This window comes from Halorubellus sp. JP-L1 (genome assembly GCF_011440375.1).
Lineage (GTDB): Archaea > Halobacteriota > Halobacteria > Halobacteriales > Natrialbaceae > Halorubellus.
This window is the reverse complement of the sequence record NZ_JAAOIR010000001.1, coordinates 1,457,836-1,481,738: the sequence shown is the minus strand read 5'-3', so window position 1 is coordinate 1,481,738 and position 23,903 is coordinate 1,457,836. Positions and strand designations below refer to the sequence as shown.

Genomic DNA, 23,903 nt, shown 5'->3' with positions numbered 1-23,903 from the left:
TACTGACCGCTACTCGACGTCGACCGTGATTCGCTGGCGGTCGTCGGCCATCGCTCGGAGGCGTTCGATGCGGTCGTCCATCGATGGGTGCGTCGCGAGCAGTTCCGTGAGGGCGTCCTCTTCGCCGTGGACGAATAGCGAACTCCAGAGGCCGCGGTAGGGGTCGCTGGCGCGCTGGATGCGTCGGAGGCCGCGGGCGAGCGCGAGCGGGTCGCCGGTGACGTCGACGGCGCGGTCGTCGGCGGCGAGTTCGCGGCGGCGGGAGTGTGCGCGGAGTGCGAGCGTGAACGCGAGGAGTGCGAGGACGACGAGCTGGCCGACGCGGTAGTGCGTACGCTGGAGGTGGACGCGGAACGGCTCGGGTTGCTGGCCGGCGAGGTAGGTCGCCGTTCTGGACAGTCCGGCGAACAGGAAGCCGACGGGGAGAATGGCGAGGAACGCGATGCCGGCGACGGTCTGGAGGACGCTCGCGGCGAGGGTCTGGACGAGGCCGTCGTACCCCTCGAGGTGCGCGAGTTCGTGCGCGAGGATGGCGTCGAGTTCCTCAGGGCGAAGGATGCGCGGGAGGCGGTGGTCGAGGACGACGACGCCGCCGCCGCGTGCGCCGACGGCGAGCGCGTTCGGTGCGTCGAGCGCCGCGACGTACACCGACGGCGCCCGGACGTCCATGCGGTCGGCGATCGCCTCTAGGCGCTCGTGGAGCCGTGGCGCGGTCGCGCGCGGCACCGGTCGTGCGTCGAGCGCCCCGAGGATGCGCGTCGGGCCGGCGCGATAGCTCAGGTACCCGAACGCGAGGCCGCTCGCGACGACCGCGGCGACGAGCACCCCCGGTGCTGGCGGGTCCGCGAGCACCACGGTTGCGACGTTCGCGAGGACGACCGCGATCGCGACGTAGAACAGGAAGGAGAGCACGCCCGTCAGGACGAGCAGCGCGCGACGGGCCCCGTCGGTCATGGTCGAGGGTAGGCGACGGCCGACCAAAACGTCACCGGGGTCGCCCCTCTCGTCGTCCGCGTCACCGAGTCGTCGGGCAGTCGCTCGACCGTACGCCACTGCACTCAGTCGTCGTCGGTGTGGACGCCGGTGACGGTGCCGACGCCCTTGCTCTGGCCCTCGCGGAACACGAACCGCTGGCCCGCCTCGACGAGGTACGGACGGAACTTGAACCGGACTCGCGTGTTCCCCTTGTCGCCGGGAAGCAACTGGCCGCCTTCGGGGTGGAACACCGCGGCTTCGCTGATGGTCTCCAGGTGGACGACCGGCTCGTAGCCGTCGCCGATCCTGGTCGGGTGATTCAGCACCATTACTTCGGCTTCGAACTCGCGGACCGGCTTCGGGTCGCTGTCCGCGGGCACGAGCACCATCCCGCGCTCGATGTCGGCCTCGTCGACGCCCTTGAGTGCGATGCCGACGATGCGCCCGGCCTTGGCCTCGTCGACGCGATGGTAGTGCATCTCGATGCTGCGAGCCTCGACCTCGCGGAACGAGCCGTCGGGCATCGGCCCGAGCAGGAGTTCGTCGCCGGCCTCGACCTCGCCGCGCATGATGGTGCCGGAGGCGACCGCGCCCACTCCGGTCACGGAGTAGGTGCGGTCGATGTACATCCGGAAGTCGCCGTCGTCGCCCGCGGTCTTCGGGAGGCGACGGAACACCTCGTCGAGCGCGTCCAGTCCGCGCCCCTCGACGGAACTCGTCACGAACACGGGGACGACGCCGTCGCCGACCTCGTCGACGGCCGCGTCGACGCCGTGACGACCGATCCGGAGCGGCGTCTTCCCGACGTCCCGCAGGAGCGTCTCGACCTCGCGCTCGACCGCCGCGAGGCGCTCCTCGGAGACGAGGTCGGCCTTCGTGATAGCGACCATCGTCGGGAGCTCGGTCGCGAGCAGGACGCCGAGGTGCTCGCGGGTCGTCTTCGTCGGCCCGTCGTCGGCCGCGACCGTCAGCAGGCCGTAGTCGAGCTTCTGGCCGACGAGGCCGCGGATCGTCGTCCGCAGCCACGGCTCGTGCCCGACGGTGTCGACGAACGACACGAGCTTCTCGGACTCGTCGACGACGCGCGCCCGGTCGGTCTTCCGGTGCGGGTTCTGCATCCGAACGGGCTCGTCGTCGCCGTCGAACCCGTAGACGGCGTAGGAGAGGTCAGCGGAGAGACCGCGCTCGACCTCGTGGGGCTTCACGTCGAGGTACGAGCGCGTGGCGCCCTCGCCGTCGTCCGCCTCGCCCGTGACGAGGGACCCGACGAGCGTCGACTTCCCGTGGTCGACGTGGCCCGCGGTCCCGACGACGATGTGCTCGTCGTCCGTCTCGAGGACCGCGCCCTCCTGGATCGTCGCGACGCCGACGATGCCGTCGGCGCTGTCGTCGTCGTCCGTCGCCGATCCGCTGCCCGCTTGTGCGCCCGCAACGTCGACGTCCGTACCGGCGCGTGCACCAGCATCGTCGACGCTCCACGTCTGCACCTCGTCGATGTGCGCGCCCGCCTCCTCGGCGAGCAGACTCAGGACGTCCATGGACTCCGAGAACTCCGCGGGCGGGACGCCCGCGAGTCCGCCGTCGTCGGTGACGCCGACGACGTACGTCGCTTCGCCGTCGCCCGAGAGGACGCGATGCCGGAGCTGCGCCGCGAGGGACTCCCGGCGGCCGTCAGAGAGGTGGAGGTCCTTCCGGAGTCGCTCCTTGAACTCGACGCTCCCACCCTCGCGCTCGCCGCGGTCGAGGGCGCGCTGCAACACGGCCCTGTCAGGGCTCATATCGCGTCGTTAGTGAGAGACTCGCATAAGGCTTCCCGTCACACGGGTGCGTTTGGCACACCAGCGTCTCGATTGCTCGGGTGGACACCGTGTGCGTGCTATCAGGCGTCGTCGGCGACGGCGTCGGCGTCCGCGCGAGCGTCCGCGACCGGCTCGACGTCCGCGACTTCGATGCGAGCACCGCCGTCTTCGCTCTCGGTCGCCCCGACCCGCCACTCGTGCGCGTCGGCGATCTCCGCGACGATCGCGAGCCCGAACCCGGTCCCGTCCGGGCTGTTCGTCACGCCGGACTCGAACACCGCCTCGCGCTCGCCCTCGGGGATGCCGGGACCGTCGTCGGCGACGTAGAATCCGGTCTCGTCCTCGAGCGCACCCACAGTCACCGTCACCGACCCGTCCGCAGTCCCGTGCTCGACCGCGTTCCTGAAGCAGTTCTCGAGCAGGCGCTTGAGTCGGTTCTCGTCGGCGCGGACGTGCGCGTCGTCGTCGAGGACGAACGACGCGTCGCCGGTGTCGACGACCGTCCACGCGGCGCTCGCGACCGACGAGAGGAAGACCCCGTCCGGGTCGACGACCGTACTCCCCTCGCGAGCGAGCGCGAGGACGTCCGTGACGAGCGTCGACATCCGATCGAGGGCCTCGCTCGCGCTCTCGAGGTGCTCGTCGTCGCCGGTCTCACGCGCCATCTCCAGGTTCCCCTCCGCGACCGCGAGCGGGTTCTTGAGGTCGTGACTGACGACGCTCGCGAACTGCTCCAGGCGCTCGTTCGTCCGCTCTAACTGGCGCTCGTGACGCTTGCGTTCGGTGACGTCCCGGGCCGCGCCCATGAACGCCGGCTCGCCGTCGTACGTGATCTGCGCGGTCGACAGCGCCATGTGCCGGACCGTCCCGTCCTTCCTGACGATGCGAGCCTCGCGAACGACCGGGCCGTCCTCGGCGCCTCGCGCCGACTCCTTGACGTTCTCGCGGTCGTCCTCGTGGACGAGCGACCACAGGTCCATCTCGTACAGGTCCGCCTTCGCGTACCCCGTGAGTTCGGCGACGCGGTCGTTCACGAACTGGAACGACGACCCCTGGTAGACGTAGATGCCGTCGTGGCTCTGCTCGACGAGCGTCCGGTACAGTTGCTCGGACTCGATGCGCGACAGCGCCGCCGCGGCGTGCGACGCGAGCAGTTCCGCGTGCTCGCGGTCGTACTCGTCGAACGCCCCCGTCCGGTCGCTGACCGCCTGCAGGACCGCTTGCTCGCCGACGGGGACCGACAGCCCGGACCGGAACTGGTCGTCTGCGGGCGTCGCGAGCGGCTCCGCCCGGAGGTCGTCGACGACGTGCGGTTCGCCCGACTGGAACGTCTCCCCGACGATGCCCTCGTCGAGCGCGAACGGCTCTTCGAGCATGAACGCGCCCTCGTGTTCGCGCGGCCGGCTCTCGAACTGGCCGTCGACGGGGACGGCGACGAACACCCACTCGAAGTCGAGGATGCGCTCGGCGGCCGACACCGTCGTCCGGTGGACGGCCGCCGCGCTCGTGCACTGCGCGAACTCGGGAGCGACCTCGTGGAGGTGCCGGACGCGCCGACGGTTCGACCGCAGGCGTTCGCGCGTCCGGGCCTCGCCGACCGCGCTCTCGACGCGGTTCGCGAGCAGCTCGAACTGGCTGCGTCCCCCGCTGCCCTTCTGGAGGTAGTCCGTCGCATCGGCGGCGATGGCGTCGCTCGCCACCTGCTCCGAGCCCTTCGCGGTGAACAACACGAACGGAACCTCGGGGTCGCGCTCGCGGACCGCGTCGAGGACGTCGAGGCCGTCGTACGCACCGAGGTCGTAGTCGCAGACGACGCAGTCGAACGACTCCTCGTCGACCGCAGTCATCGCGCTCTCGTACCCCGTTCGCGTCGTCACGTCGAACGACCCCAGTCGCCCCAGGAACGACGCCGCGAGCGCGCCGAAGCGCTCGTCGTCGTCGACGTGGAGGACGCGGATACCCCCCTGATTCACTATGGCTCTCAATCCGTTCCGGCTACATAATCGTAGGGGCTAACGGCGGCGGTTACTCGCCGGTGAGGCGCTCGTACGCGGCCGTGACGCGCTTGAACGCCTCCTCGTCGCCGTCGGCGGTGTCGGGGTGGACGTCCTTCACGCGCTCGCGGTACGCCTCGCGGACGGCTTCCTCGCTCGCGCCCGGGTCGAGCCCCAGGCGGTGGTACGCCTCCTCGAGGCTCGGCCCGTCGCGCTGGGCGACGCGTCGACCACGATCGCCACCGCGACGGCTGGCGCCGCGGGCGGCACCAGCGCCGGCGCCGCCCGCGGTGCTCGTCCGCGCGCGCCGCCCGCTCGCTCGTGCCCGCCGTCGTCGCTCGCGGTCGATGCGACGGCGCGCTTCGCGCGCGAACCGACTCCGGCCGCGCTGGGCGCCCTCGCGAGCCTTCTGCTCGGCGAACCGGGAGCCGTCCGCGTTCACGCCCTCCGCGACGCGCTCGCGCATCCGCCCCGTCGCCTGGTACCACATGAAGTAGCCCGTCGCGGCGAAGGGAAGCGCGATCGCGAGCACGAACGCCTCCCTCGTGACGATGGCGACGACCGCGAGCATCGTCGTCAGGCCGGCGAACACGGACGCCAGCCCGAACAGCAGCGGGGAGTCCCTCACGTTCGGAGCCAGGGACTGCGAACGCCTAAAACGCTCGGCTCCCAACGACAGCCAGCCCCCGTGGCAGTCAGACGCCCGCGACAGCCAGACTCTTGCACGACGAACGCGAACGGGTCCACATGAGCGTCTCGGGCCTGTGCCAGATCTGCGAGTCCGCGCAAGCGGTCGACCGCTGCGAGCGCTGCGGCGCGCTCGCCTGCGACACGCATTACGAGCGCGACCCGGGGCTCTGTGCGACCTGCCTCGCGGAGACGTCGCGCGACGACGACGGGGACCGAGACGGCGGCCGCCAGTTCGACGACGCCGACGTCCAGGGCGAGTACCGGTTCTGACGGGGCGGCCGACGCGGGATCCAACTCGCCGGCCTACTCTCCCTGTCCACGAAACCAGTCGGTCGAGGGCGGGAGGACGCCGCCCGCGACGAGTGCGAGGAGCGCGAGGTACGCGAGGAGGCCGCCGGCGAGCGCGTTCAGGCCCCAGACCGGGACCGCGATGGTGGCGACGGCGACGACCGCGACGCCGAGCACGACCGCTACTGCCCGGACGCCCCGTCGCGTCCAGACCGCCCTGACGCGGGCGGCGCGAACGCTCGCGAACAGTTCCAACCCGACCGCACCCGCAGCTCCGGCGAAGACCGCGACCGGTGCGAAGATGACGTCTACTGCGACCACCGCGACGGCGACGAGACCGAGGACGCCCGCCGCCGCGAGCGCGTCACTGCCGGCGGTCACGACTCGACGAGGCCGTCCACGACGAGTCCCGCGCCGACGAGCCAGACGCCCGCCGCGACCGCGACCGCCGCGAGGTGGAGGACGACGGACTCCGCGCCGACGCCGACCAGGGGGCCGCCCAGCGCTCCGGTCGTCGTCGCCGCGGTCCGCGACACGGACCCGGTCGCCTCCAGGACGGACGCCGATGCGAGAACGCCCGCGACGAACCCGACGCCGATTAGCGCGAGCCCAGCGCTGTACAGCGACCTGACGACGCCGTCGAGGGGCGCGCTGGCGAACGGCCGACCGCTCCGCGTAGCCATGCGAACCACTAACACGCCCAATCGTGATAAAACCCCTCCAGTGGAGGCGACCACCAGTGGACCGAACCGACACTCAGTCCCGGTAGACGGTCGCCCCCTGCCCGATCTCCGTCTGGTAGGCGCGAGCCGACACGTCCGCGTCCTCGAACGCCTCGACCATCGCGCCCGCGACGCCGCGCCGGTCGCGCTCCCGGCACACCGCCAGCACGCTCGGGCCAGCGCCACTCACCGTCACGCCCGTCGCGCCCGACGCGAGCGCCGCCGCCTTCACGTCGTCGTAGCCGTCGACGAGCGCCGACCGCTTCGGCGTCACGACGTCTTCCTCCAGTCCCCGCCCGACCAGCTCCGGGTCGTCGCGGTGCATCCCGGAGACGAGCGTCGCTGCCGACCCGACCGTCCGAACCACGTCGTCCATCGACGCCGACGCCGGCACCACGTCCCGCGCGTCCCGCGTCGACACCACGACCTCCGGCAGGCACGCGACGAGCGACACGGACGCGTCCACCTGCAGCACGCCGTCGTCGCGCGCGATCGTGAACCCGCCGAGGATCGACGGTGCGACGTTGTCCGCGTGCGCGTCCCCCGAAACCACCGCCTCGCCCTTCGCCGCCACGTGCACGAGTTCCTCCCGAGAGCGCCCGCGGTCGTACAGTTCGTTCAACGCGACCGCCGCCGCCGCCGCCGACGCGGCCGACGACCCAAGCCCCGACGCCGGCCGCACGCCCTTGTCGATGTGGATGTGCGCCGGCGCGTCCAGGGCCTCCGCGACCGCGCCGACCGTGTTCCCCGCCGGGTCCTCCGGGATGTACTCGCTCCCGACGCCCGTCACCGTGATACTCGTCTCGTCGGCGCGCTCCACGCGCACCACGTCCGCGGGCACCCCCAGCGCCACGCCGAACACGTCGAACCCACTCCCGAGGTTCGCCGAACTCGCCGGTGCCCGAACCGTCAGCATGCCCCCGACTTACCCGGCCCCCACGAAAAACCTAGCGGAGACCGCAACGACCCGTCCGTTCGCTCCCTCGGAACGGCCGGCGCTCCCCTTGGCCGCCGCGAACACTCCAACAGACCCATACCGACCGGCATCGCACGTTCGAACATGACTGTCGGCATCGTCGGTGGCGGCATCGCCGGACTCGCCGCCGCACACCGACTCCAGGAACGCGGCCACGACGTCCGCGTCTTCGAGGCGAGCGACGACCTCGGCGGGCTCGCCGCCGTCTACGAGACGAGCGGCGACCCAATCGAGAAGTTCTACCACCACCTCTCGAAGAGCGAGGAGACCATCGTCGAACTCGCAGAGGACCTCGGCGTCGGCGACCGCGTCGAGTGGATCTACGGCAACGACGGCTACTACGTCGACGGCGTCGTCCACCCCCTGAACACGATCTGGGAGATCGCCGCGTACCCCCACATGAGCCTCTACGACAAGTTCCGTCTCGGGATGCTCACGATGGAGGTGGACGTCCGCGGCGGCATTCCCTCCTTCGACACGTACGACGACCTCGAGGCGTACGAGGACGTCCCAATCCGCGAGTTCCTCGTCGAGCACACCACCCGCGGCGTGTACGAGAACTTCTTCGAACCCCTGCTGGATGCCAAGTTCGGCGACCGGAAGGACGACGTGTCGGCGGCGTGGCTCCTGGGGCGGATCAAGTTCCGCGGCGAACGCGACCTCCTCAAGGGCGAACAGCTCGGGTACTTCGACGGGAGCTTCGCGGTGCTCATCGACGCGCTCATCGAGGGCGTCGGTCGGGAGAACGTCCAGACGGGTGCGCGCGTCGTCGACATCGATACGGGAGGAGAGGGGCGTGAGGGGGGCGCTGGCGCGGTCGAGTCCCTTACCGTCGAGACCGCGGCCGGACGCGAGCGTCACGACGTCGACAGCGTGGTCGTCGCGGCGATGCCGAACGTCCTCGAGGACCTCACCGGTTACACGTGCGACATCGACTTCCAGGGCGCGGTCTGCGCGGTCGTCACGCTGAACGAGTCGCTGATGGACGAGACGTACTGGCTGAACGTCGCGCACGACGCGCCGTTCGGCGCGCTCATCGAGCACACGAACTTCGTCCCCCCGGAACGCTACGGCGGCGACCACCTGCTGTACGTCGCGAGCTACGTGCAGTCGCCGGAGGAGTGGCTCTGGCAGGCCGACGACGACGAGGTCGAGCGCCGCTGGCTCGAGCACGTCGCGGAGATGTTCCCCGACCGGTTCGACGAGGAGATGGTCGAGTCCGTCCGGATCTCGCGGAACCCACGTGCTGCGCCCGTCTACGAGCGCGGCTACCTCGACATGGTCGTCCCCTACGACCTCGGCGCGGACGCGACGGGCGTCGCCGACGGCGTCTACTACGCGGGCATGGCGAGTCGCGCACAGTACCCCGAGCGCTCGCTGAACGGCGGGATCGTCGCCGGGTTCGAGTGCGCGGACCGCATCGACGACGCGGCGCGAGTTGTGGAGGAAGCTGGCGAACAGGCGATGCGGTAGGGGTGGGACGCCGTCACCGTCGACGACGGCGGCACGCGGTCGGTATTCGCGCGAGGGTGCATCGCACTCCCGTCTCGACCGCTCGCGCGCTCTCGGTCAGGACACGTCGCTCGTGGCCGCGGCTTCGCACTTGAACGTTCGTCCGAGAACGGCAGGGAGTCGGTCGACCGCTCACTCGCCGGTGACGTGCTCCTCGGGGTCGACGTCCTCGGGCTCGTCCTGGCCGCCGACGACGACGTCGCCGTCGGCGGTCTCGACGTACACGTCGTCCGCGAACCCGCCTTCGGCGTAGGGATGCTCTGGGTCGTCGAGCTGCTCCGGCGTCGACGGCGCGTCCGCGACGCCGCCCGGCGGCGCGAACTCCCCCAGGGGGTCGTCGATCGTGACGCCGTGGTCCTCGAAGAACTCCGCGTACCGGTCGTAGTGGGCGTCGAGCTCGTCGGTCGGGAACTCCATCATCTCCGTCCAGCCGTGGTTGTAGAAGTCGAAGTTCGCCTGGACGTGCGTTATCTCCCGAGCTTTCGCCTCCGGGTAGTAGTCGAGCGCGGCGACGTACGCGTCCATCGTCGCCGCGAAGAAGTCGTCGAGGTGCTCGCGGCGCGCTTCGCGGTGGTCGGCGTCGGCCTTCTCGAGGAAGATGTCCGTGTGCATGTCCACGAGCTTCCCGCGAGCGACGTCGCCGAGCACGGGCGCCGTGAGCGCCTGCTTGAACGCGAAGTGCGTGACGTTCTGGCGGATCTTCATGACTAGTCGGGGGTTGGGACTGCGTTACCAAGAACGTCCCGCTGGCGGTACCCCGTAGCGGCGTGCGGGGCGCGGTCTGGGTCTCGGTAACGCGATGCTACCGTCCGACACTCGACGACTACCGGCGGCCGGCGGCGTCGTCGCGAGCGTCGAGCGCGGTCGCCGTTGCCGCCGCCAACCCCGCCGCCGTCTCCCGGAACGAGATCCGCCTCGTCGCGCGTTTACGCAGATAGCAACCCACTTTAACCCCCGTACCGAACCGTTCGGACATGACCGATTCGTACGTGATCATCGGCGATGGGATCGCGGGGTCGTCAGCGGCCGAGACACTCCGCGAGGAGGCACCCGACGCCGACATCACCGTCATCACGGACGAGGGGGAGGCCCTCTACAATCGCATCCTCATAAAGGAGTTCGCGAAGGGCAAGATGCCCGAGGCACCGATCTCCATCCACGACGACGGGTGGTACGAGGAGCGGGACATCGAACTGGAACTGAACACGCACGTCACGCACGTCGACACGGACGGGCACGAGATCGAGACGCACGCCGGTAACGTCATCGAGTACGACAAGCTGCTGGTCGCGACCGGTGGGACGCCGACGCAGCTGCCCGTGGAGAACTCGGACGCCGAGGGCGTCCATCACTTCTGGACGTTCCAGGACGCGCGCGGGATCGAGGAGCACGCGAGCGAGGCCGAGACCGGGCTCGTGGTGGGGGCTGGTCTGCTCGGGATCGACCTGGCGGCGATCTGTGGCGCGCAGGACGTGGACGCGAAGTACCTGATGCGTGGAGACTGCTGGTGGCGGTACGCGCTCAGCGAGGAGGGCGCGGAGATCATCCACGACGGCCTGCGCGAGAAGGGCGTGGAGCCGGTGTTCCAGTCCGGCGTCGACCGGTTCACGGTCGACGACGACGGCACGGTGACGGGTGCGGTCGACCCGAACGGCGTGGAGTACGACGGGGAGTTCGTCGGCGTCGCCATCGGCCTGAACTTCAACACGGAGTTCCTCCGCGGGACCGACATCGAGCTGGACGACGGGATCGTCGTCGACGAGTACATGCAGACGAACGTCGAGGACGTGTACGCGGCGGGCGACCTGACGCAGTTCCACGACGTCATCCTGGGCGAGCAGGCCCAGAACGGCTCGTGGGGGTCGGCGAAGGAGCAGGGACAGGTTGCGGCGAAGAACATGGTCGCGGACGCCAAGTCGGAGGTGTTCGAGTGGGTGTCGTCGTACTCGATCACGCACTTCGACTTCCCGTTCCTCTCGTTCGGGCATCCGACGCTCGGCGACGACTACGTGGAGCAGAAGTACTCCGAGACGGAGTGGCGTCGCGTCGTGTTCAAGGACGGGAAGGTCATCGGTGGCGTCCTCATCGGGGACTTGGCGCCGCAGACGAAGCTGAAGAAGCTCGCTCGCGAGCAGCGCGACCTCGCCGGCCAGAAGGAGGTCCTGCTCGACGAGGAACTCGACCTGGATCGGCTGGACGCGCCGGAAGCCGAGCAGTAAGTCGGTCGTCTCGTTCTTCGCTTCGTCGACTGTGACCGATAGCGGTGGGGCCGCGATAGTCGGTGGGGGTTCGTCGTGATTCGTGAAGTGGTCGACGCCAAACTTTATCAGAAAGCGTGCCATACTGTACCACGCCCCATGGCAGTCTGTGACACCACGAGCGATGGCTTGCGTTTGCGCCGTACCGAATCCGTCCCGGCGGACGCCACCGCGAAGCACGTCGACCAACTCGAGGATCGAACCTACCGGCGCATCGCCGGGAGGAGCACGGGGGAGACAGTCGAGGTACCGGCCTCGAGGACGCGACTGTCCGCCGGCGACGTCGTGGTGTCGACAGATTACCTCCGCGTCGAACGCGTCTAGGGGGCGAGGGGCGTTCACTGGGGAGCAGGAGGGAGGCGGCGTTCTCGACGCCGACGCGAATTCTCGACGCCGACGCGGAAGCGGCACGCATCGCGCTGGCGACTCGCGTCAGCGTGGCCGATGCCGCCGGACGCCGGGCCGACTCGATCCGGCACGAGCCACCCCAGACCGACACGTTCTTTCGCGACGGGCGGCCATCCTCTTGCATGAACGGTCCCGATAGTGGCACGATGACGCTCGCCTTCGAGCTGTCGGCGCTGCAGGCGCTCGCGGACCCGGAGGCCGTCTTCGACGACGCGCGAGGCTGGGCGAAGTACGTCGGCGTCGTCTCGGACGAACCGACGTACGTCGTCACGAACTTCACGCGGAAGAACCGCGTCCGCCAGGACTTCTTCAGCGGCCCGCGCGGTCGCGAGGAGAGCCTCGACAGCGTCCACGACCAGTTCGACACGGACCGGCACGTGTTCGTCGGGACGGACGACGACGACGCGGACCTCGCCGACCGCGTCGGCTGGGAGTACCTCCCCGTGGAGGACGCGGCCGACGCCGCGGAGTGGCCGCTCGCGAGCGACGTCGGCGACGACGCGGCCGCCGAGGAGGAGCCGGTTCGGGACGACTGGCCGTAGCGACCGGTCGCTCGTTCGGGACGACTGGCCGTAGCGACCGGCAGTCGGCCGCTCGCATGGCGACGCGGGACGGCCACGACCGGGAGTCGCGCTGCTTTTAGGCGTTCGTTCCGAACCGACTGGTATGCCTGAGCCGCGGGTTCCGGGGGACGACGCGCCGAGTAGCGCACTGGAGCTGTCCTGTGGCGAGCGCGTCGACGTGAAAGACCTCGACATGGGCGTCCGCGAGTTCGAGTGCGCGTGCGGGGGCACGCACGCGGTCGTGCAGGACGTCCACCCGCCGTCGCGCTTCTTCCCGGAGAGCCTCGTCGCCGTCCTCCGGGAGACCGTCGAGCCGGCGGACGACTTCGAGGAGTTCGGGACCGTCCATCTGATGGGCGTCGTCCTGGAGGAGTTCCCGGACGCGGTCGCCGTGAAGGACGTGAGCGACGACGGGAGCGTCGGCTATACGATGGTGTGGGTGACGGAGTTCGACTCGCGGCGCCTCCACGAGATCGTCGTGGAACTCGTCGTCGAACTCATGGAGCACGCGGTGAGTCACGCGGAGGACCAGAACGCCGTCCAGGAGTTCGAGCAACAGATGCTGGAGTTCGACGTTGCGGAGTTCGTCGACGCGTACCGCGCGCAGCGGGACTTCGCCGACGAGCACGACAGCGCGCTGTGAGGAGCGAGGCCGCGCTGTGAGAGGCGACACCGCGACGAAGCGCGTTCGTCGTGCGAATCTGTCGCACTCGGGGCGTCGTTTTATCCCTGTTGCGTACGTGCGTTCGCGTGTGACTCCCGTGGACCACGGCGAGTTCGAGCGCATCCGCGACGTACTGGCGAGTGCCGGCGTCGACGAGCCGCTGTCGGCGAGCGAGATCGTCGCCGTCCTCGACGAGCACGACGTCGACGTCGAGAGTACGCATCGCGTCGCGACCGTCCTGGGGCGGCGCGCGGAGTCGGGCGCGGTCGAAGTGGTCGGCGACGATCCGCCGTACCGGTATCGGTTCGTGGACCGGTAGCGGGGCGGCGAGGGATCGCTCGGGTGACGTCAGTGGAAGGTGACGGATTCTTCTCGCGGGTCGAGCGTGACGCGTGCGCCGAGTGGGACTGGGACGTGCGGGTCGGTGTGACCGACGTCGAAGTCGAACAGGATGGGTGCGTCCGCGTAGTCGCGGACGGTCTCGGCGATCGCGGTCCGCTGATGGCGGCGGTAGGCGTCGCGCTCGCTCTGGGGCGGGCTGTCCTCGTGGCGGGTCTTCGGGCGGCCGACGAGGACGGCGTCGAGGTCGTCGAGCGTGCCGCGGGCGCCGAGGTTCTGGAGGACCCTGCGGACGTGCGCTGGCGACGGGAGTTCCTCGCTCGTCTCGACGAGGAGGACGCGGCCGTCGTCGTGGGCGGGTTCGCTGGCGGGGACGAGGTCGCCCGCGGGGTCGGCGGCGGCGACCCACTCGAGGACCTCGAGACAGCCACCCCGCACGCGGCCGGTGACGGGGCCGTCGAAGCCGTTCCACGTCCAGCCGTGTGCGGGTCGCCACTCGCGCGGTTCCTCGGTCTCGAAGTCGAAGTGGCCGTCGGTGTAGCTGTCGGCGGGTTCGACGACGCCGAGCGATTCGTCGAATAGCGCGCGCTCGAGGTACTCTGCGGTGTAGTCGGCGAGCGCGTTGTCGAGCGCGAGGCCGGGGAGGCACTGGCCGCCGTAGTAGGAGACGACGTCCGCGCTCGCGAGCGCGCAGTGGAGGTTCGTGTTGTCGCTGATGCCGAAGAACCGCGTCGGGTTCGCGGCGAGCGCGTCGCGGTCGAGGTGTTCGAGGACGCGGACCTGGCGGTCGCCGCCGCTGGCGGCGACGACGGCGCCGACGTCCGGGTCGCGGAACGCGGCCTCGAGCGCGCTCGCGACGTCGTCCGGTGCGGGTGGGCCGTCGGCGTCGAGGAGCGGCGAGCGCTCGACCGCGACGTCGAAGCGCTTGCGGAGGCGGTCGGCGGCGCGGTCGACGACGAAGCCTGGAACCTGACTGGACGTCGGGAGGACGAGGACGGACTGGTCGTCGGCGACCGGCGGTGACTGGACGGGTTTCGGCATACGCCTCTCTGTACGGGACGAGCGTGTAGTTCTTGGGGGCGCGTGGTACTCTCTGACGAGTGCTGGACCGGCAGAAAGGCGGCAAGATTTCGAACTTCGAAACCGAGTTACGCTCCTCGTAATCTATCGTGGGTCTTATTACGATGTACGGACTGAACATCGATAAGCAACCATGACCGGCGGGACACCAACCGACGACGCGGACGGACGCACAATCCTCCTCATCGGCTCCGGCCCCATCCAGATCGGGCAGGCCGCGGAGTTCGACTACTCCGGCGCGCAGGCGTGCCGGGCGCTCCAGGAGGAGGGCGCGCGAGTCGTCCTCGTGAACTCGAACCCGGCGACGATCATGACCGACCCCGAGATGGCCGACGAGGTGTACATCGAGCCGATCACGACCGACGCCATCTCCGAGGTCATCGCGCGCGAGAACCCCGACGGCGTCATCGCCGGCCTCGGCGGCCAGACCGGCCTGAACGTCACCGCGGAACTCGCCGAGGAAGGCGTGCTCGACGAGTACGACGTCGACATCATGGGGACGCCACTGGACACCATCTACGCGACCGAGGACCGCGACCTGTTCCGCGAGCGCATGGAGTCCATCGGCGAACCCGTCCCGAAGTCGGTCACCATCAACAGCGTCGACGAGATCGAGGACGCCGTCGAACGGGTCGGCGGCCTCCCCGTCATCATGCGGACGACGTACACGCTCGGCGGCGCCGGGTCCGGCGTCGTCGAGGAGATGGACGAACTCAAGGAGCGCGTCCGCAAGGGCCTCCGGCTCTCGCGGAACGACGAGGTGATGATCACGGAGAGCATCGACGGCTGGGTCGAGCTCGAGTACGAGGTGATGCGGGACGGCGACGACTCCTGCATCATCATCTGCAACATGGAGAACATCGACCCGATGGGCATCCACACCGGCGAGTCCACGGTCGTCACGCCGAGTCAGGTCATCCCGGACGAGGGCCACCAGCAGATGCGCGACAGCGCGCTGAAGGTCATCCGCGAACTCGGCATCGAGGGCGGCTGTAACATCCAGCACGCGTGGCGCGACGACGGCACGCCCGGCGGCGAGTACCGCGTCGTCGAGGTGAACCCGCGCGTCTCGCGCTCGTCCGCGCTCGCGTCGAAGGCGACGGGCTACCCGATCGCGCGCGTCACGGCGAAGGTCGCGCTCGGCAAGCGCCTGCACGAGATCGACAACGAGATCACGGGCGAGACGACGGCGGCGTTCGAGCCCGCGATCGACTACGTCGTGACGAAGGTACCCCGTTGGCCCCAGGACAAGTTCCCGGAGACGGACTTCGAGCTGTCGACCGCGATGAAGTCGACGGGCGAGGCGATGTCGATCGGGCGGACGTTCGAGGAGAGCCTGCTGAAGGCGCTTCGCTCGTCGGAGTACGAGCCGGACGTCGACTGGGCCGAATTGACCGACGACGAACTCGAATCCGAGTACCTCGTGCGGCCGAGTCCGGACCGGCCGTACGCGATCTTCGAGGCGTTCGACCGCGGCTATTCGGTCGAGGAGGTCATCGAGATGACGGAGATCCACGAGTGGTACGTGGAGCGCTTCCAGAACGTCGCGAACGCGGCGGCGTCGGCGGCCGAGGGCGACTACGCGTCGGCGGGCGAGGTCGGGTTCACGGACGCGGAGGTCGCGGAGCTGGCGAGCGACGGCGGCCGGGTCGCGGACGCGCCGACGGGGAGCGGCGACGCGGCGTCGACGCTGGACGCCGTCGAGGACGCGACGCCGGACCGGTCGTTCAAGCAAGTGGACACGTGCGCGGGCGAGTTCGCGGCGTCGACGCCGTACTACTACTCGGCGCGCGAGCCCGGATTCGCCCAGAGCCGGTACCGGAACGAGCTCCAGGTGGACCCGGAGATGGAGAGCGTGGTCGTCGTCGGCGGCGGCCCGATCCGCATCGGGCAGGGCGTCGAGTTCGACTACTGCTCGGTCCACGCCGTCCAGGCCCTGGAGGAACTGGGCATCGACGCGCACGTCGTGAACAACAACCCGGAGACGGTCAGTACGGACTACGACACGAGCGACGGGCTGTTCTTCGAGCCGATCACGGCCGAGGAGATCGCGGACGTCGTCGCGGCGACGGACGCGGACGGTGTGATGGTGCAGTTCGGCGGGCAGACGTCCGTGAACGTGGGCGAACCGCTAGAAGACGAGCTGGCGCGCCGCGGCCTGGACTGCGAGGTGCTGGGGACGAGCGTGGAGGCGATGGACCTCGCGGAGGACCGCGATCGCTTCAACGTCCTCATGGACGAGCTCGGGATCGCACAGCCCGAGGGCGGGTCGGCGACGAGCGAGGCGGAAGCACTCGACCTCGCGCGCGACATCGGTTATCCGGTGCTCGTCCGGCCCTCCTACGTGCTCGGCGGGCGCGCGATGGAGGTCGTGCACGACGACGAGGAGCTGAAGGAGTACGTCGAGGAGGCCGTCAGGGTCTCCCCGGACAAGCCGATCCTCGTGGACGAGTTCCTCGCGGGCGCGATCGAGCTGGACGTCGACGCCGTGAGCGACGGCGAGGACGTCCTGCTGGGCGGCATCATGGAGCACGTCGAGTCCGCTGGCGTCCACTCGGGCGACTCGGCCTGCGTCATCCCGCCGCGGTCGCTGGACGACGAGACGACCGAACGCGTTCGCGGGGTCGTCGAGGACATCGCGAGCGCGCTCGACACCGTCGGGCTCCTGAACGTCCAGCTCGCCGTCAAGGACGGCGAGGTGTACGTCCTCGAAGCGAACCCGCGTTCGTCGCGCACGGTACCGTACGTGTCGAAGGCGACGGGGGTTCCGATCGCGAAGGTCGCAGCGAAGGTGATGGCCGGCGAGACCCTCGAGTCGCTGGACGTCGCCGAGCAGGTACCCGAGCACTACTCGGTCAAAGAGGTCGTGCTGCCGTTCGACCGCTTGCCGAACTCGGATCCGCGCCTCGGGCCGGAGATGAAGTCGACCGGCGAGGTCATGGGGACGGCGAGTTCGTTCGGGATGGCGTACTGGAAGGCCCAAGACGCCGCCGGGAACGCGGTGAACACGGGCGGAAAGGCCGTCGTGAGCCTCGACGGCGACGCGGGCGACCTCCCCGAGCGCTTCGGGGAGTTCTTCACGGTCGTCGAGTTCGAGGACGTTCCGCAGGCGATCATCGACGGCGCGGTCGACCTGCTCGTGAGCGACGACCGCGACGCGCTCACGACCGCGGTCGAGGAGGACGTCGCGTACCTCTCCACGGAGGCCGCCGCCGAGGCGTACCTCGACGGACTCGCGGTGCGCGACGGCGACCTGGAGGTGCTCCCGGTGAGCGAGCGTCCGCGCAGGACCGAGGACTGGGGATAGGGCCGCGCGCCAACCCCGGATGGGGCCGCGGGCCGACGACCGAACTCTCCGTGTGACTCGTTCGCGAACGTGGGCGAGCGTTATCACGGTCGCGACCGGACTCGGAGACGATGACCGACTGGGTGGACGCGTACGTCGACGCGACGGATTCGAACCGGAAGTACGAGCTCCTTCGCGAGGAGATGACGCGGCTCCGGGGGCGCCGGAACGACGTCGAGTTCTTCGACGAGAGCGCGGTCGTGGCGGACGTTCGACGGCTGAACGACGACGTCGCGGGCGACCTCGTCGCGTTTGTCGCGAACGACTTCGGGAGACCGCGAGCGTACCGGCCCGAAGCGCTCGGTCTCGACGCCCAGGACGACGTCCGGCAGGCGATCCTCGAGGACAAGTACGACGACGCGAACGACGACCTCGACGCGATCCGTTGCGAACTCCTCGACGAACACTCGGGGATCCACAAGGCGATCGTCGCCGAGTACGAGCCCGATGGCGTCAGGTACCACCTCCCAGAGGGGTCGAACGATTCGACGAACTTCCTCACCGTCCGCGAGATGGTCGGCCTGATCGACTACACGACGAACAGCTTCCAGCGCGACGGACTGTCGGTGACGTACTGACCGTCGGGCGCGTCCTCGCCGGGGCGCCTCGGGGAACCGCCCCCGTCATCGCCCCTGCCCGTTCGCAGTCGAGAATCCGCGGGTAGTTGGCACGAATTTGGGAGAGATTCGGCAAAATCTCCTTCAAGTGGTCTTCCCTGGGTCGGGTATGGTAACAGGGGTTCTTCGAGCAGGCGTGGGGGCGCTCCGCCAGCGCGTCCGTAGGGGGGCGGACCCGCGGGCGTCGCTCACGGGGAAGTTCGCGACCGCGGCCGTCGCCGCGGTCGGCGTGTCGTTCGTCGTCGTCGCCGTGGCGGTCTGGCAGGCGACGGTCGCGCTCGACGCGACCTACGAGCAGGCACGAGCGATCTATCGCGGGGGCGTCCTCGCGTTCGCGACGCTCGCCGTTGGCATCGTCGTGGCGTTCGCGCTCGTCGAGCGGTCGGTCGTCACGGGGCTGCGCGACCTCGACCGGGAGACGCGTCGCGCTGTCGAGCGCGGTCGGTACGACGGCTCGTTCGAGCCGACGCGGCGCGACGAGGTCGGCCAGCTATCCTGGAGCGTCGCGGAGTTACGCGAGCAACTCGGCGAGCAGGTAGCGACCGTCGAGTCCCTGAATCGCGACCTGGCGTCGACGGCGACCGCGCAGACGCGGACGCTCTCGACGGTCCGGCGCGGCGACCTGACGGGACGGATGGACGAGGAGACGGGCGTCCCGCAGTTCGACGCGCTCGCGACGTCGTTCAACGAGACGATGGACCGGATGGAGACGATGGTCGCGGAGGTTCGCGAGTTCTCGCAGTCCGTCGCGGGTGCCGCGCAGACGGCCGACGAGAACGCGGGCCGGGCGAAGGAGGGAACGGCGGCGGTGACGGCGGCGACGGCGTCCATCAGCGAGGGCGTCGAGGCACAGCACGCGGAGCTGGAGGAGACCGCCGACGCGATGGCGCAGCTCCTCGAGGACGTGCGGACGGTCGCGCGCTCGGCGGGCGCGGTCGCCGAGAAGTCAGAGCGGGCGGCGTCGACGTCGAGCCAGGGCGCGACCGCGGCGACGGACGCGCTCGACGAGCTGGAGACGATCGAGGACCGGATGGCGGCGTCGGTCGCCGAGATCGAGTCGCTCGCGGCGACGGTCGCGGAGGTGGAGGCGCTCGCGGACCAGGTCCGCGGGTTGACCGAGCAGACCGAGCACCTCGCGATGAACACGGCGCTGGAGGCGAAGAAAACGAACGACGACGGCAGCATGACCCACCTCGGCGACCAGATCCGGTCGCTGTCGAACGACACGGAGGCGGCGGCGGCCGCCATCGAGGACGGCCTCGCGTCGGTCGCGGCGGACACGGAGGCGGCGCTGGCGGAGATCGAGCGCACGGAGACGGCGCTCGAGCGGGGCGCTGACACCATCGGGGCTGCGCTGTCGTCGTTCGAGGACGTCGAGTCGGTGGTCGCGGAGACGGCGGAGGACGCGGCGCGCATCGACGACGCGACGGACGCGCAGACCGAGCGGGCGGTGGCGGCGCGGTCGAGCGTGACGTCGGTCCGCGAGATCGGTGCGGAGACGGCGACGGAGGCGGCGGCCGTGGCGGCGACGGCGCGCGAGCAGGAGGCGGTCATCGAGCGCATCGAGGAGCGCGTGGACTGGCTCGCTGACGGGGCGAGCCAGCTCGAGCGGGCGCTCGAGCAGTTCACGGTGCGGTCGCCGGAGGGCTCGGAGTCGGCCGTGGAGGCCTCGCGATGACCGAGCCCGAGGAGGACGCCGAGTTCGTGTTCGGGGCCGACGCGCGGTCGGCGAGGGACGGCGACGGCGATTCGTCCGCGGACGCCGCGGCCGAGGCGGGAGCGGATGCGGCCGTCGACGGGAGCGAGTCCGCGGTCGGTCCGTCGCCGGCGTTCGAGCCGGCGGCGGCGCTCCGCGTGCAGCTGGACGCAATCGAGGCGGCGACGGTGGACGCACGGGCGGCCCGTGACGCGGGGACGGTGCCGGCGGTCGTGCGGACGCTCTTCGACTTCGCCGCGCCGTCGTTCCGCCAGGCGCACGGCTCGCTCGAGGGGTTCGCGGCGACGCTGCTCGGCCCGATGTACGACCGGCTCGTCGGCGCGGACGCGATCGAGCGCGGCGCGGCCGAGCGCGACGGCGACCGGTTCACGCAGGCGGTGCTCGCACGACATCCCGACGGTGACCGAACGTACGAGTTCGCGCTCGCGCGCCAGACCGCGGGCAAGTACGCGGGCTGCTGGCTGACGACGAGCGTCGATCTCCTGTACGACGGGGAGAGCCCCGCGTTCCGGCGGACGCCGACGGTGACGTTCGGCGACACGTCGGTGACGTGCGAGGTCGGCGACCAGCTGCGGGCGGTCCTGCTCGCCGCCGAGGGGCACTCGCCGCACAACGACGTGACGCAGGTCGCGAACTGCGGCGGGAACGGCCTCTGCGGGACGTGCGCGGTGTCCTGCGACGGCGACGTCGACGAGATGGGAGACCGGGAGCGGCGCCGACTCAGTCTCCCGCCCCACGAGGCGGCGAGCGGGCTCCGGCTCGCTTGCCAGACGCACGTCCAGGGCGACGTCACCGTCGGCAAGCACGACGGCTACTGGGGACAGCACGTCGACGGTGCGGTGGACGCCGCGGATCGTGTCGATGCGGACGAGGTGGTTGCGTCGGACCGCCCGGACCAGATCGTGGTGACGGCGGCGGAGTACGCGGGCGAGTACGACTACGCCGCCGACGGTCCGAGCGGGTCCGCGACCGCCGGGGGTGACGGGCGATGATGGACACGGCCGCGGCCCAGACCGACGCGGAGATGCAGGAGGGCGTCGGTATCGACGCCGTCCTCGTCGTCGGCGCGGTCCTGGGCGCGCTCGGGTGGGCGCTCACGCAGTTCCTGGCTTCGACCCCCGGGTTCGCGCTCTCGACGGTCGGCGTCGACGGCGCCGTCGTGGTCGTCGGGTACTGGGCGCTCGCGAGCGTCGCGATGGTCGCGCTCGGCGTTCTCGCCGGCCAGCGCGACGTCCGGTACAGTCCGCTCCTGTGGGCGTGGGGCGTCCTCGTCGCGGGCGCGCTCTCCCTCGACGCCGTCGCCCTGGCGGGACTCGTCGGGCCCGAACTCGGCCGGACGCTCCTGTGGGCGCCGTGGCCGGTCGTCCTCGCGATCGGGTTCGCGCTCACGGGCGTTGTCGCGGCGCACCGCGCCCGCGCAGCGTACCTCGTCGCCGCGTTCGCGGCGGGACTTGTCGTCCTCGCGGCCGTTCTCTTTCCCTCCACGGTCCCGGACTGGGCGTTCGCGGCGACCGGCGTCGTCCACGCCGTCCCGTTGCTCGTGGACGCCCGCACGGGCGACCGCGCGACCGGAACCAGTCCGGACGCGAGCGGGTCGTCCTACGAGTTCCGCGACCTCGGAAACGCGCCAACGGACGACGACCGCGAGGAGGACCACGCATGACCGACCGAGACGCTGCCCTCGACGCGGACGGCGACCGCGACATCGGTCGCGGTAGCGACGGTGTCCACAGTCGCCGCTGCCTCCTCGCGGGCGCGGGCGGGGCGCTGTCACTCGTGCTCGCGTCCGCTGGTTGCCTCTCGAACCCGTGGGGTCCCGATCGCCCCGACGCCGGAACGTCGACGGACACGGCCACGTCGCCAGCGATCGACGGCTCGACTGACGGAGACGACGCTGCAGCCACGACGGCGGACGACGGCACCGGCGGTGAGACGACCACGGACACAGACGACGGTGCGACCACGAGTGATGGCGACAGAACCACGACCGATGGTGGGAGCGCGGAGACGGCGACGGAGACGACGCCGCCCGAGGAGCGAGAGCCCGACCAGGTCGTCGAAGTCGCGCCAGACGGGTTCCGGTTCGAGCCGGAGACGTTCGCGATCGACGCCGGCGATACCGTCCACTGGCAGTGGACGGACACCGGGCACAACGTCCGCGTTCGCGAGAAACCCGAGGGTTCCGATTGGACGGGCACGCCCGGGAGCGCCTCGGACACGTACGCCGAGGGGTACCTGCTCGCGCACACGTTCGAGGCCGCCGGAGACTACGAGTGCTACTGCGCGCCCCACCAGAGCCTCGGCATGGAGGGCTCGTTCACGGTTCGCTGACCTGGCGTCGAATGCACGCGGCCGACTCCGTAGTTCGGCCGCGCTTTCTCGCGCGGTCGCTCCCTGCTCGGACGTATCACGGGGTCGAGGGAGAGATGGCGGGAATCGGACGCTATCGACGGACCGGTCGATGACGACGAACCGGGTGATAGCGGCGAACCGGCCCCTGGCGGCGAACCGGCCCCTGGCGACGGACCGGTCGTTGACGACGCGTTCGAGGTGTCGAGCTGGGGGGCCGGGGTCGCCGCTTGCCCGGTCCGCGGTCCGCGACTACCGTGCCAGCGTCGCGACGCGGTGGATAACGTATAGATATTATTTTTCTCGCTTAGGGAGATCCTCGGCCGGTAGTTCTCGTTCGTTCGATGGCGGTTCGGTGACGGTTCGGTGGCGGTTTTCGGCGAAATTTTTACAATCGAACCGCTCGTACGTGTCGGTAGAGCGTACCATGAGCCAAGCACGCGCCGACCAGCGGGGTGTCGAATCGATCGCGAGCGAACGAGGCCGTGGCCTGCGGCCGTCGAGGTACGACGTGGTCCTCGGTGCGATTCCCGTGCTGCTCTGTTCGTCGGTGGTCGGTGCGTTCCTCAGTGGGTACTCGCCCGAGTCGCTGCTCGCGCCCGCCGCACTCGCGTGCGTGATCGCGATCGTCGACGTGCTGTTCGTCCATCCGCCGACGGAAGTCGGGGACGACGACGGGGTGGACGGCCGTGGGACCGGGGGCCGACGCAACGGGTAGGGACGTCACCGGGACCGGTCCGGCGGTGGTCGCACGGAACGTTTTACCTCCCCCAGTGCGTACTATGTGAACGTGCCACACGAATCGTATCGCGTCCTGGTTGCAGACGCCGCAACGCCGGTCGGGACCGCGCTCCTGTCGTACCTCGCGGACACCGAGTACACCGTCCGCGCGCTCGTGAGTTCGCCCGGCGCGGAGTCCGGTGCGCGCAGCGACGGGGCCGACGACGTGGTCGTCGCCGACCTCGCGAACGACGAGGGACTCGCCGCCGCCGTCGCCGACGTCGACGCCATCTGCTGTACCGTCACCGACGGCGCACTCGGCCGCGTCGTCGGCTCGCTCGACGCCGGCAGTGGCCTCCAGAACCTCCTCGACGCCACCGACGACGCCGACCGACCGTACGTCGTCCTGCACTCGACGATCGGCGTCGGCGACTCCACTCGTGGAATGGTCCTCCCGATCAGACTCTACAACCACCGCCTCCTTCGCGCGCTCGACGCGACGGAGCGCTCGCTCAGAGAACGCGGCGTCCCCCACACCATCCTCCGGACGGGAACCGTCACCGACGGCGCCCGCACGCGCGACGTCGTCACGACCGAGGGCACGGACGTCGTCAGCGGCCGCATCCCCCGCCGAGACCTCGCGTGGCTGATGGCCGCCGCCCTCACCACGCCCGAAGCCCGCAATCGCACGTTCGAAGTGGCGAGCGCGCGCGCCGCCACCACGACGGACAGCGTCTCCTTCGCGTGGGCCGGCCCCGAGACGGGGCTCGTCGCCCGCCGCTCCGGGTACTCGATTCCATCGCAGGGGTAACTCGCGGGTCGCCCGGACGTGAGCGACGCCGTCGCTGTCCGGTCGAGCGTTCGGAGGAGTGGACGCCTACGTCCG

The 23,903-nt window shown here is 70.2% G+C and carries 24 protein-coding genes; 15 read left to right on the top strand and 9 right to left on the bottom strand.

The window, feature by feature from the left end; all coding sequences use genetic code 11:
* Positions 1-9: 9 nt before the first annotated feature.
* From G9C85_RS07470 to G9C85_RS07455, 4 genes are all read right to left on the bottom strand, one after another.
* Positions 10-954 (bottom strand): M48 family metallopeptidase, encoded by a 945-nt coding sequence (locus G9C85_RS07470; protein WP_166038446.1) that lies wholly within the window; start codon positions 952-954, stop codon positions 10-12.
* Between the two features lie 104 nt (positions 955-1,058).
* A complete protein-coding gene (locus G9C85_RS07465; protein ID WP_166038444.1) occupies positions 1,059-2,753 on the bottom strand; it encodes a GTPBP1 family GTP-binding protein in 1,695 nt (564 codons plus the stop codon).
* A 101-nt stretch (positions 2,754-2,854) separates the two neighbouring features.
* Positions 2,855-4,747 carry a PAS domain S-box protein gene (locus G9C85_RS07460; protein ID WP_166038442.1) on the bottom strand — a complete coding sequence of 631 codons (1,893 nt, stop codon included), beginning with the start codon at positions 4,745-4,747 and terminating at the stop codon, positions 2,855-2,857.
* Between the two features lie 52 nt (positions 4,748-4,799).
* Positions 4,800-5,396 (bottom strand): J domain-containing protein, encoded by a 597-nt coding sequence (locus G9C85_RS07455; RefSeq protein WP_369680775.1) that lies wholly within the window; start codon positions 5,394-5,396, stop codon positions 4,800-4,802.
* A gap of 119 nt (positions 5,397-5,515) precedes the next feature.
* Here G9C85_RS07455 and G9C85_RS07450 point away from each other — a divergent pair, with 119 nt between their 5' ends.
* Positions 5,516-5,728: a hypothetical protein gene (locus tag G9C85_RS07450; RefSeq protein ID WP_166038440.1), complete on the top strand. Its 213-nt coding sequence runs from the start codon at positions 5,516-5,518 to the stop codon at positions 5,726-5,728.
* A 33-nt stretch (positions 5,729-5,761) separates the two neighbouring features.
* On the opposite strand, the gene G9C85_RS07445 is transcribed toward G9C85_RS07450, so the two are convergent.
* The 3 genes from G9C85_RS07445 to G9C85_RS07435 all read right to left on the bottom strand — a co-directional run bounded on the left by G9C85_RS07445 (position 5,762) and on the right by G9C85_RS07435 (position 7,384).
* Positions 5,762-6,127, bottom strand: a complete 366-nt coding sequence (locus tag G9C85_RS07445; RefSeq protein ID WP_166038438.1) for a hypothetical protein — start codon at positions 6,125-6,127, stop codon at positions 5,762-5,764.
* Positions 6,124-6,429, bottom strand: coding sequence for a hypothetical protein (locus G9C85_RS07440; protein ID WP_166038436.1), 306 nt, complete (start codon positions 6,427-6,429; stop codon positions 6,124-6,126). The genes G9C85_RS07445 and G9C85_RS07440 overlap by 4 nt, the downstream gene beginning before the upstream one ends.
* Before the next feature lie 73 nt (positions 6,430-6,502).
* Positions 6,503-7,384, bottom strand: a complete 882-nt coding sequence (locus G9C85_RS07435) for a homoserine kinase (RefSeq protein WP_166038434.1) — start codon at positions 7,382-7,384, stop codon at positions 6,503-6,505.
* A 144-nt stretch (positions 7,385-7,528) separates the two neighbouring features.
* Here G9C85_RS07435 and G9C85_RS07430 point away from each other — a divergent pair, with 144 nt between their 5' ends.
* Positions 7,529-8,917 (top strand): NAD(P)/FAD-dependent oxidoreductase, encoded by a 1,389-nt coding sequence (locus G9C85_RS07430; protein ID WP_166038432.1) that lies wholly within the window; start codon positions 7,529-7,531, stop codon positions 8,915-8,917.
* Between the two features lie 171 nt (positions 8,918-9,088).
* On the opposite strand, the gene G9C85_RS07425 is transcribed toward G9C85_RS07430, so the two are convergent.
* Positions 9,089-9,661 carry a DUF6149 family protein gene (locus tag G9C85_RS07425; RefSeq protein WP_166038430.1) on the bottom strand — a complete coding sequence of 191 codons (573 nt, stop codon included), beginning with the start codon at positions 9,659-9,661 and terminating at the stop codon, positions 9,089-9,091.
* 269 nt (positions 9,662-9,930) lie between these two features.
* Between G9C85_RS07425 and G9C85_RS07420 the strand changes: the two genes are divergently transcribed.
* The 5 genes from G9C85_RS07420 to G9C85_RS07400 all read left to right on the top strand — a co-directional run bounded on the left by G9C85_RS07420 (position 9,931) and on the right by G9C85_RS07400 (position 13,168).
* On the top strand, positions 9,931-11,175 hold the full coding sequence (locus G9C85_RS07420; RefSeq protein WP_166038428.1) for an NAD(P)/FAD-dependent oxidoreductase: 1,245 nt from the start codon (positions 9,931-9,933) through the stop codon (positions 11,173-11,175).
* A 138-nt stretch (positions 11,176-11,313) separates the two neighbouring features.
* A complete protein-coding gene (locus tag G9C85_RS07415; protein ID WP_166038426.1) occupies positions 11,314-11,538 on the top strand; it encodes a hypothetical protein in 225 nt (74 codons plus the stop codon).
* Positions 11,539-11,744: 206 nt separating this feature from the next.
* Complete coding sequence (locus G9C85_RS07410; protein WP_166038424.1) at positions 11,745-12,164, top strand: hypothetical protein; 420 nt, start codon at positions 11,745-11,747, stop codon at positions 12,162-12,164.
* Positions 12,165-12,288: 124 nt separating this feature from the next.
* A complete protein-coding gene (locus G9C85_RS07405) occupies positions 12,289-12,828 on the top strand; it encodes a DUF5815 family protein (protein WP_166038422.1) in 540 nt (179 codons plus the stop codon).
* Between the two features lie 118 nt (positions 12,829-12,946).
* On the top strand, positions 12,947-13,168 hold the full coding sequence (locus G9C85_RS07400) for a hypothetical protein (RefSeq protein WP_166038982.1): 222 nt from the start codon (positions 12,947-12,949) through the stop codon (positions 13,166-13,168).
* A 29-nt stretch (positions 13,169-13,197) separates the two neighbouring features.
* On the opposite strand, the gene G9C85_RS07395 is transcribed toward G9C85_RS07400, so the two are convergent.
* A complete protein-coding gene (locus G9C85_RS07395; protein ID WP_166038420.1) occupies positions 13,198-14,229 on the bottom strand; it encodes an LD-carboxypeptidase in 1,032 nt (343 codons plus the stop codon).
* A gap of 172 nt (positions 14,230-14,401) precedes the next feature.
* Between G9C85_RS07395 and carB the strand changes: the two genes are divergently transcribed.
* The 8 genes from carB (at position 14,402) to G9C85_RS07355 (ending at position 23,828) form a co-directional block, all read left to right on the top strand.
* A complete protein-coding gene (gene carB, locus G9C85_RS07390) occupies positions 14,402-17,575 on the top strand; it encodes a carbamoyl-phosphate synthase large subunit (protein ID WP_166038418.1) in 3,174 nt (1,057 codons plus the stop codon).
* Positions 17,576-17,685: 110 nt separating this feature from the next.
* Positions 17,686-18,192 carry a hypothetical protein gene (locus tag G9C85_RS07385; protein WP_166038416.1) on the top strand — a complete coding sequence of 169 codons (507 nt, stop codon included), beginning with the start codon at positions 17,686-17,688 and terminating at the stop codon, positions 18,190-18,192.
* A gap of 148 nt (positions 18,193-18,340) precedes the next feature.
* On the top strand, positions 18,341-19,909 hold the full coding sequence (locus G9C85_RS07380; RefSeq protein WP_166038414.1) for a methyl-accepting chemotaxis protein: 1,569 nt from the start codon (positions 18,341-18,343) through the stop codon (positions 19,907-19,909).
* Entirely contained in the window at positions 19,906-20,940 is a 1,035-nt protein-coding gene (locus G9C85_RS19335; protein WP_240148784.1) for a 2Fe-2S iron-sulfur cluster-binding protein, read from the top strand. The genes G9C85_RS07380 and G9C85_RS19335 overlap by 4 nt, the downstream gene beginning before the upstream one ends.
* Positions 20,937-21,611, top strand: coding sequence for a hypothetical protein (locus tag G9C85_RS07370; protein ID WP_166038412.1), 675 nt, complete (start codon positions 20,937-20,939; stop codon positions 21,609-21,611). Before G9C85_RS19335 ends, G9C85_RS07370 begins: the two co-directional genes overlap by 4 nt.
* Positions 21,608-22,279, top strand: a complete 672-nt coding sequence (locus tag G9C85_RS07365) for a plastocyanin/azurin family copper-binding protein (protein WP_166038410.1) — start codon at positions 21,608-21,610, stop codon at positions 22,277-22,279. Before G9C85_RS07370 ends, G9C85_RS07365 begins: the two co-directional genes overlap by 4 nt.
* Positions 22,280-22,724: 445 nt before the next feature.
* Positions 22,725-23,015: a hypothetical protein gene (locus tag G9C85_RS07360; protein ID WP_166038408.1), complete on the top strand. Its 291-nt coding sequence runs from the start codon at positions 22,725-22,727 to the stop codon at positions 23,013-23,015.
* A gap of 72 nt (positions 23,016-23,087) precedes the next feature.
* Positions 23,088-23,828: an NAD(P)H-binding protein gene (locus tag G9C85_RS07355; RefSeq protein ID WP_166038406.1), complete on the top strand. Its 741-nt coding sequence runs from the start codon at positions 23,088-23,090 to the stop codon at positions 23,826-23,828.
* Positions 23,829-23,903 lie beyond the last annotated feature (75 nt).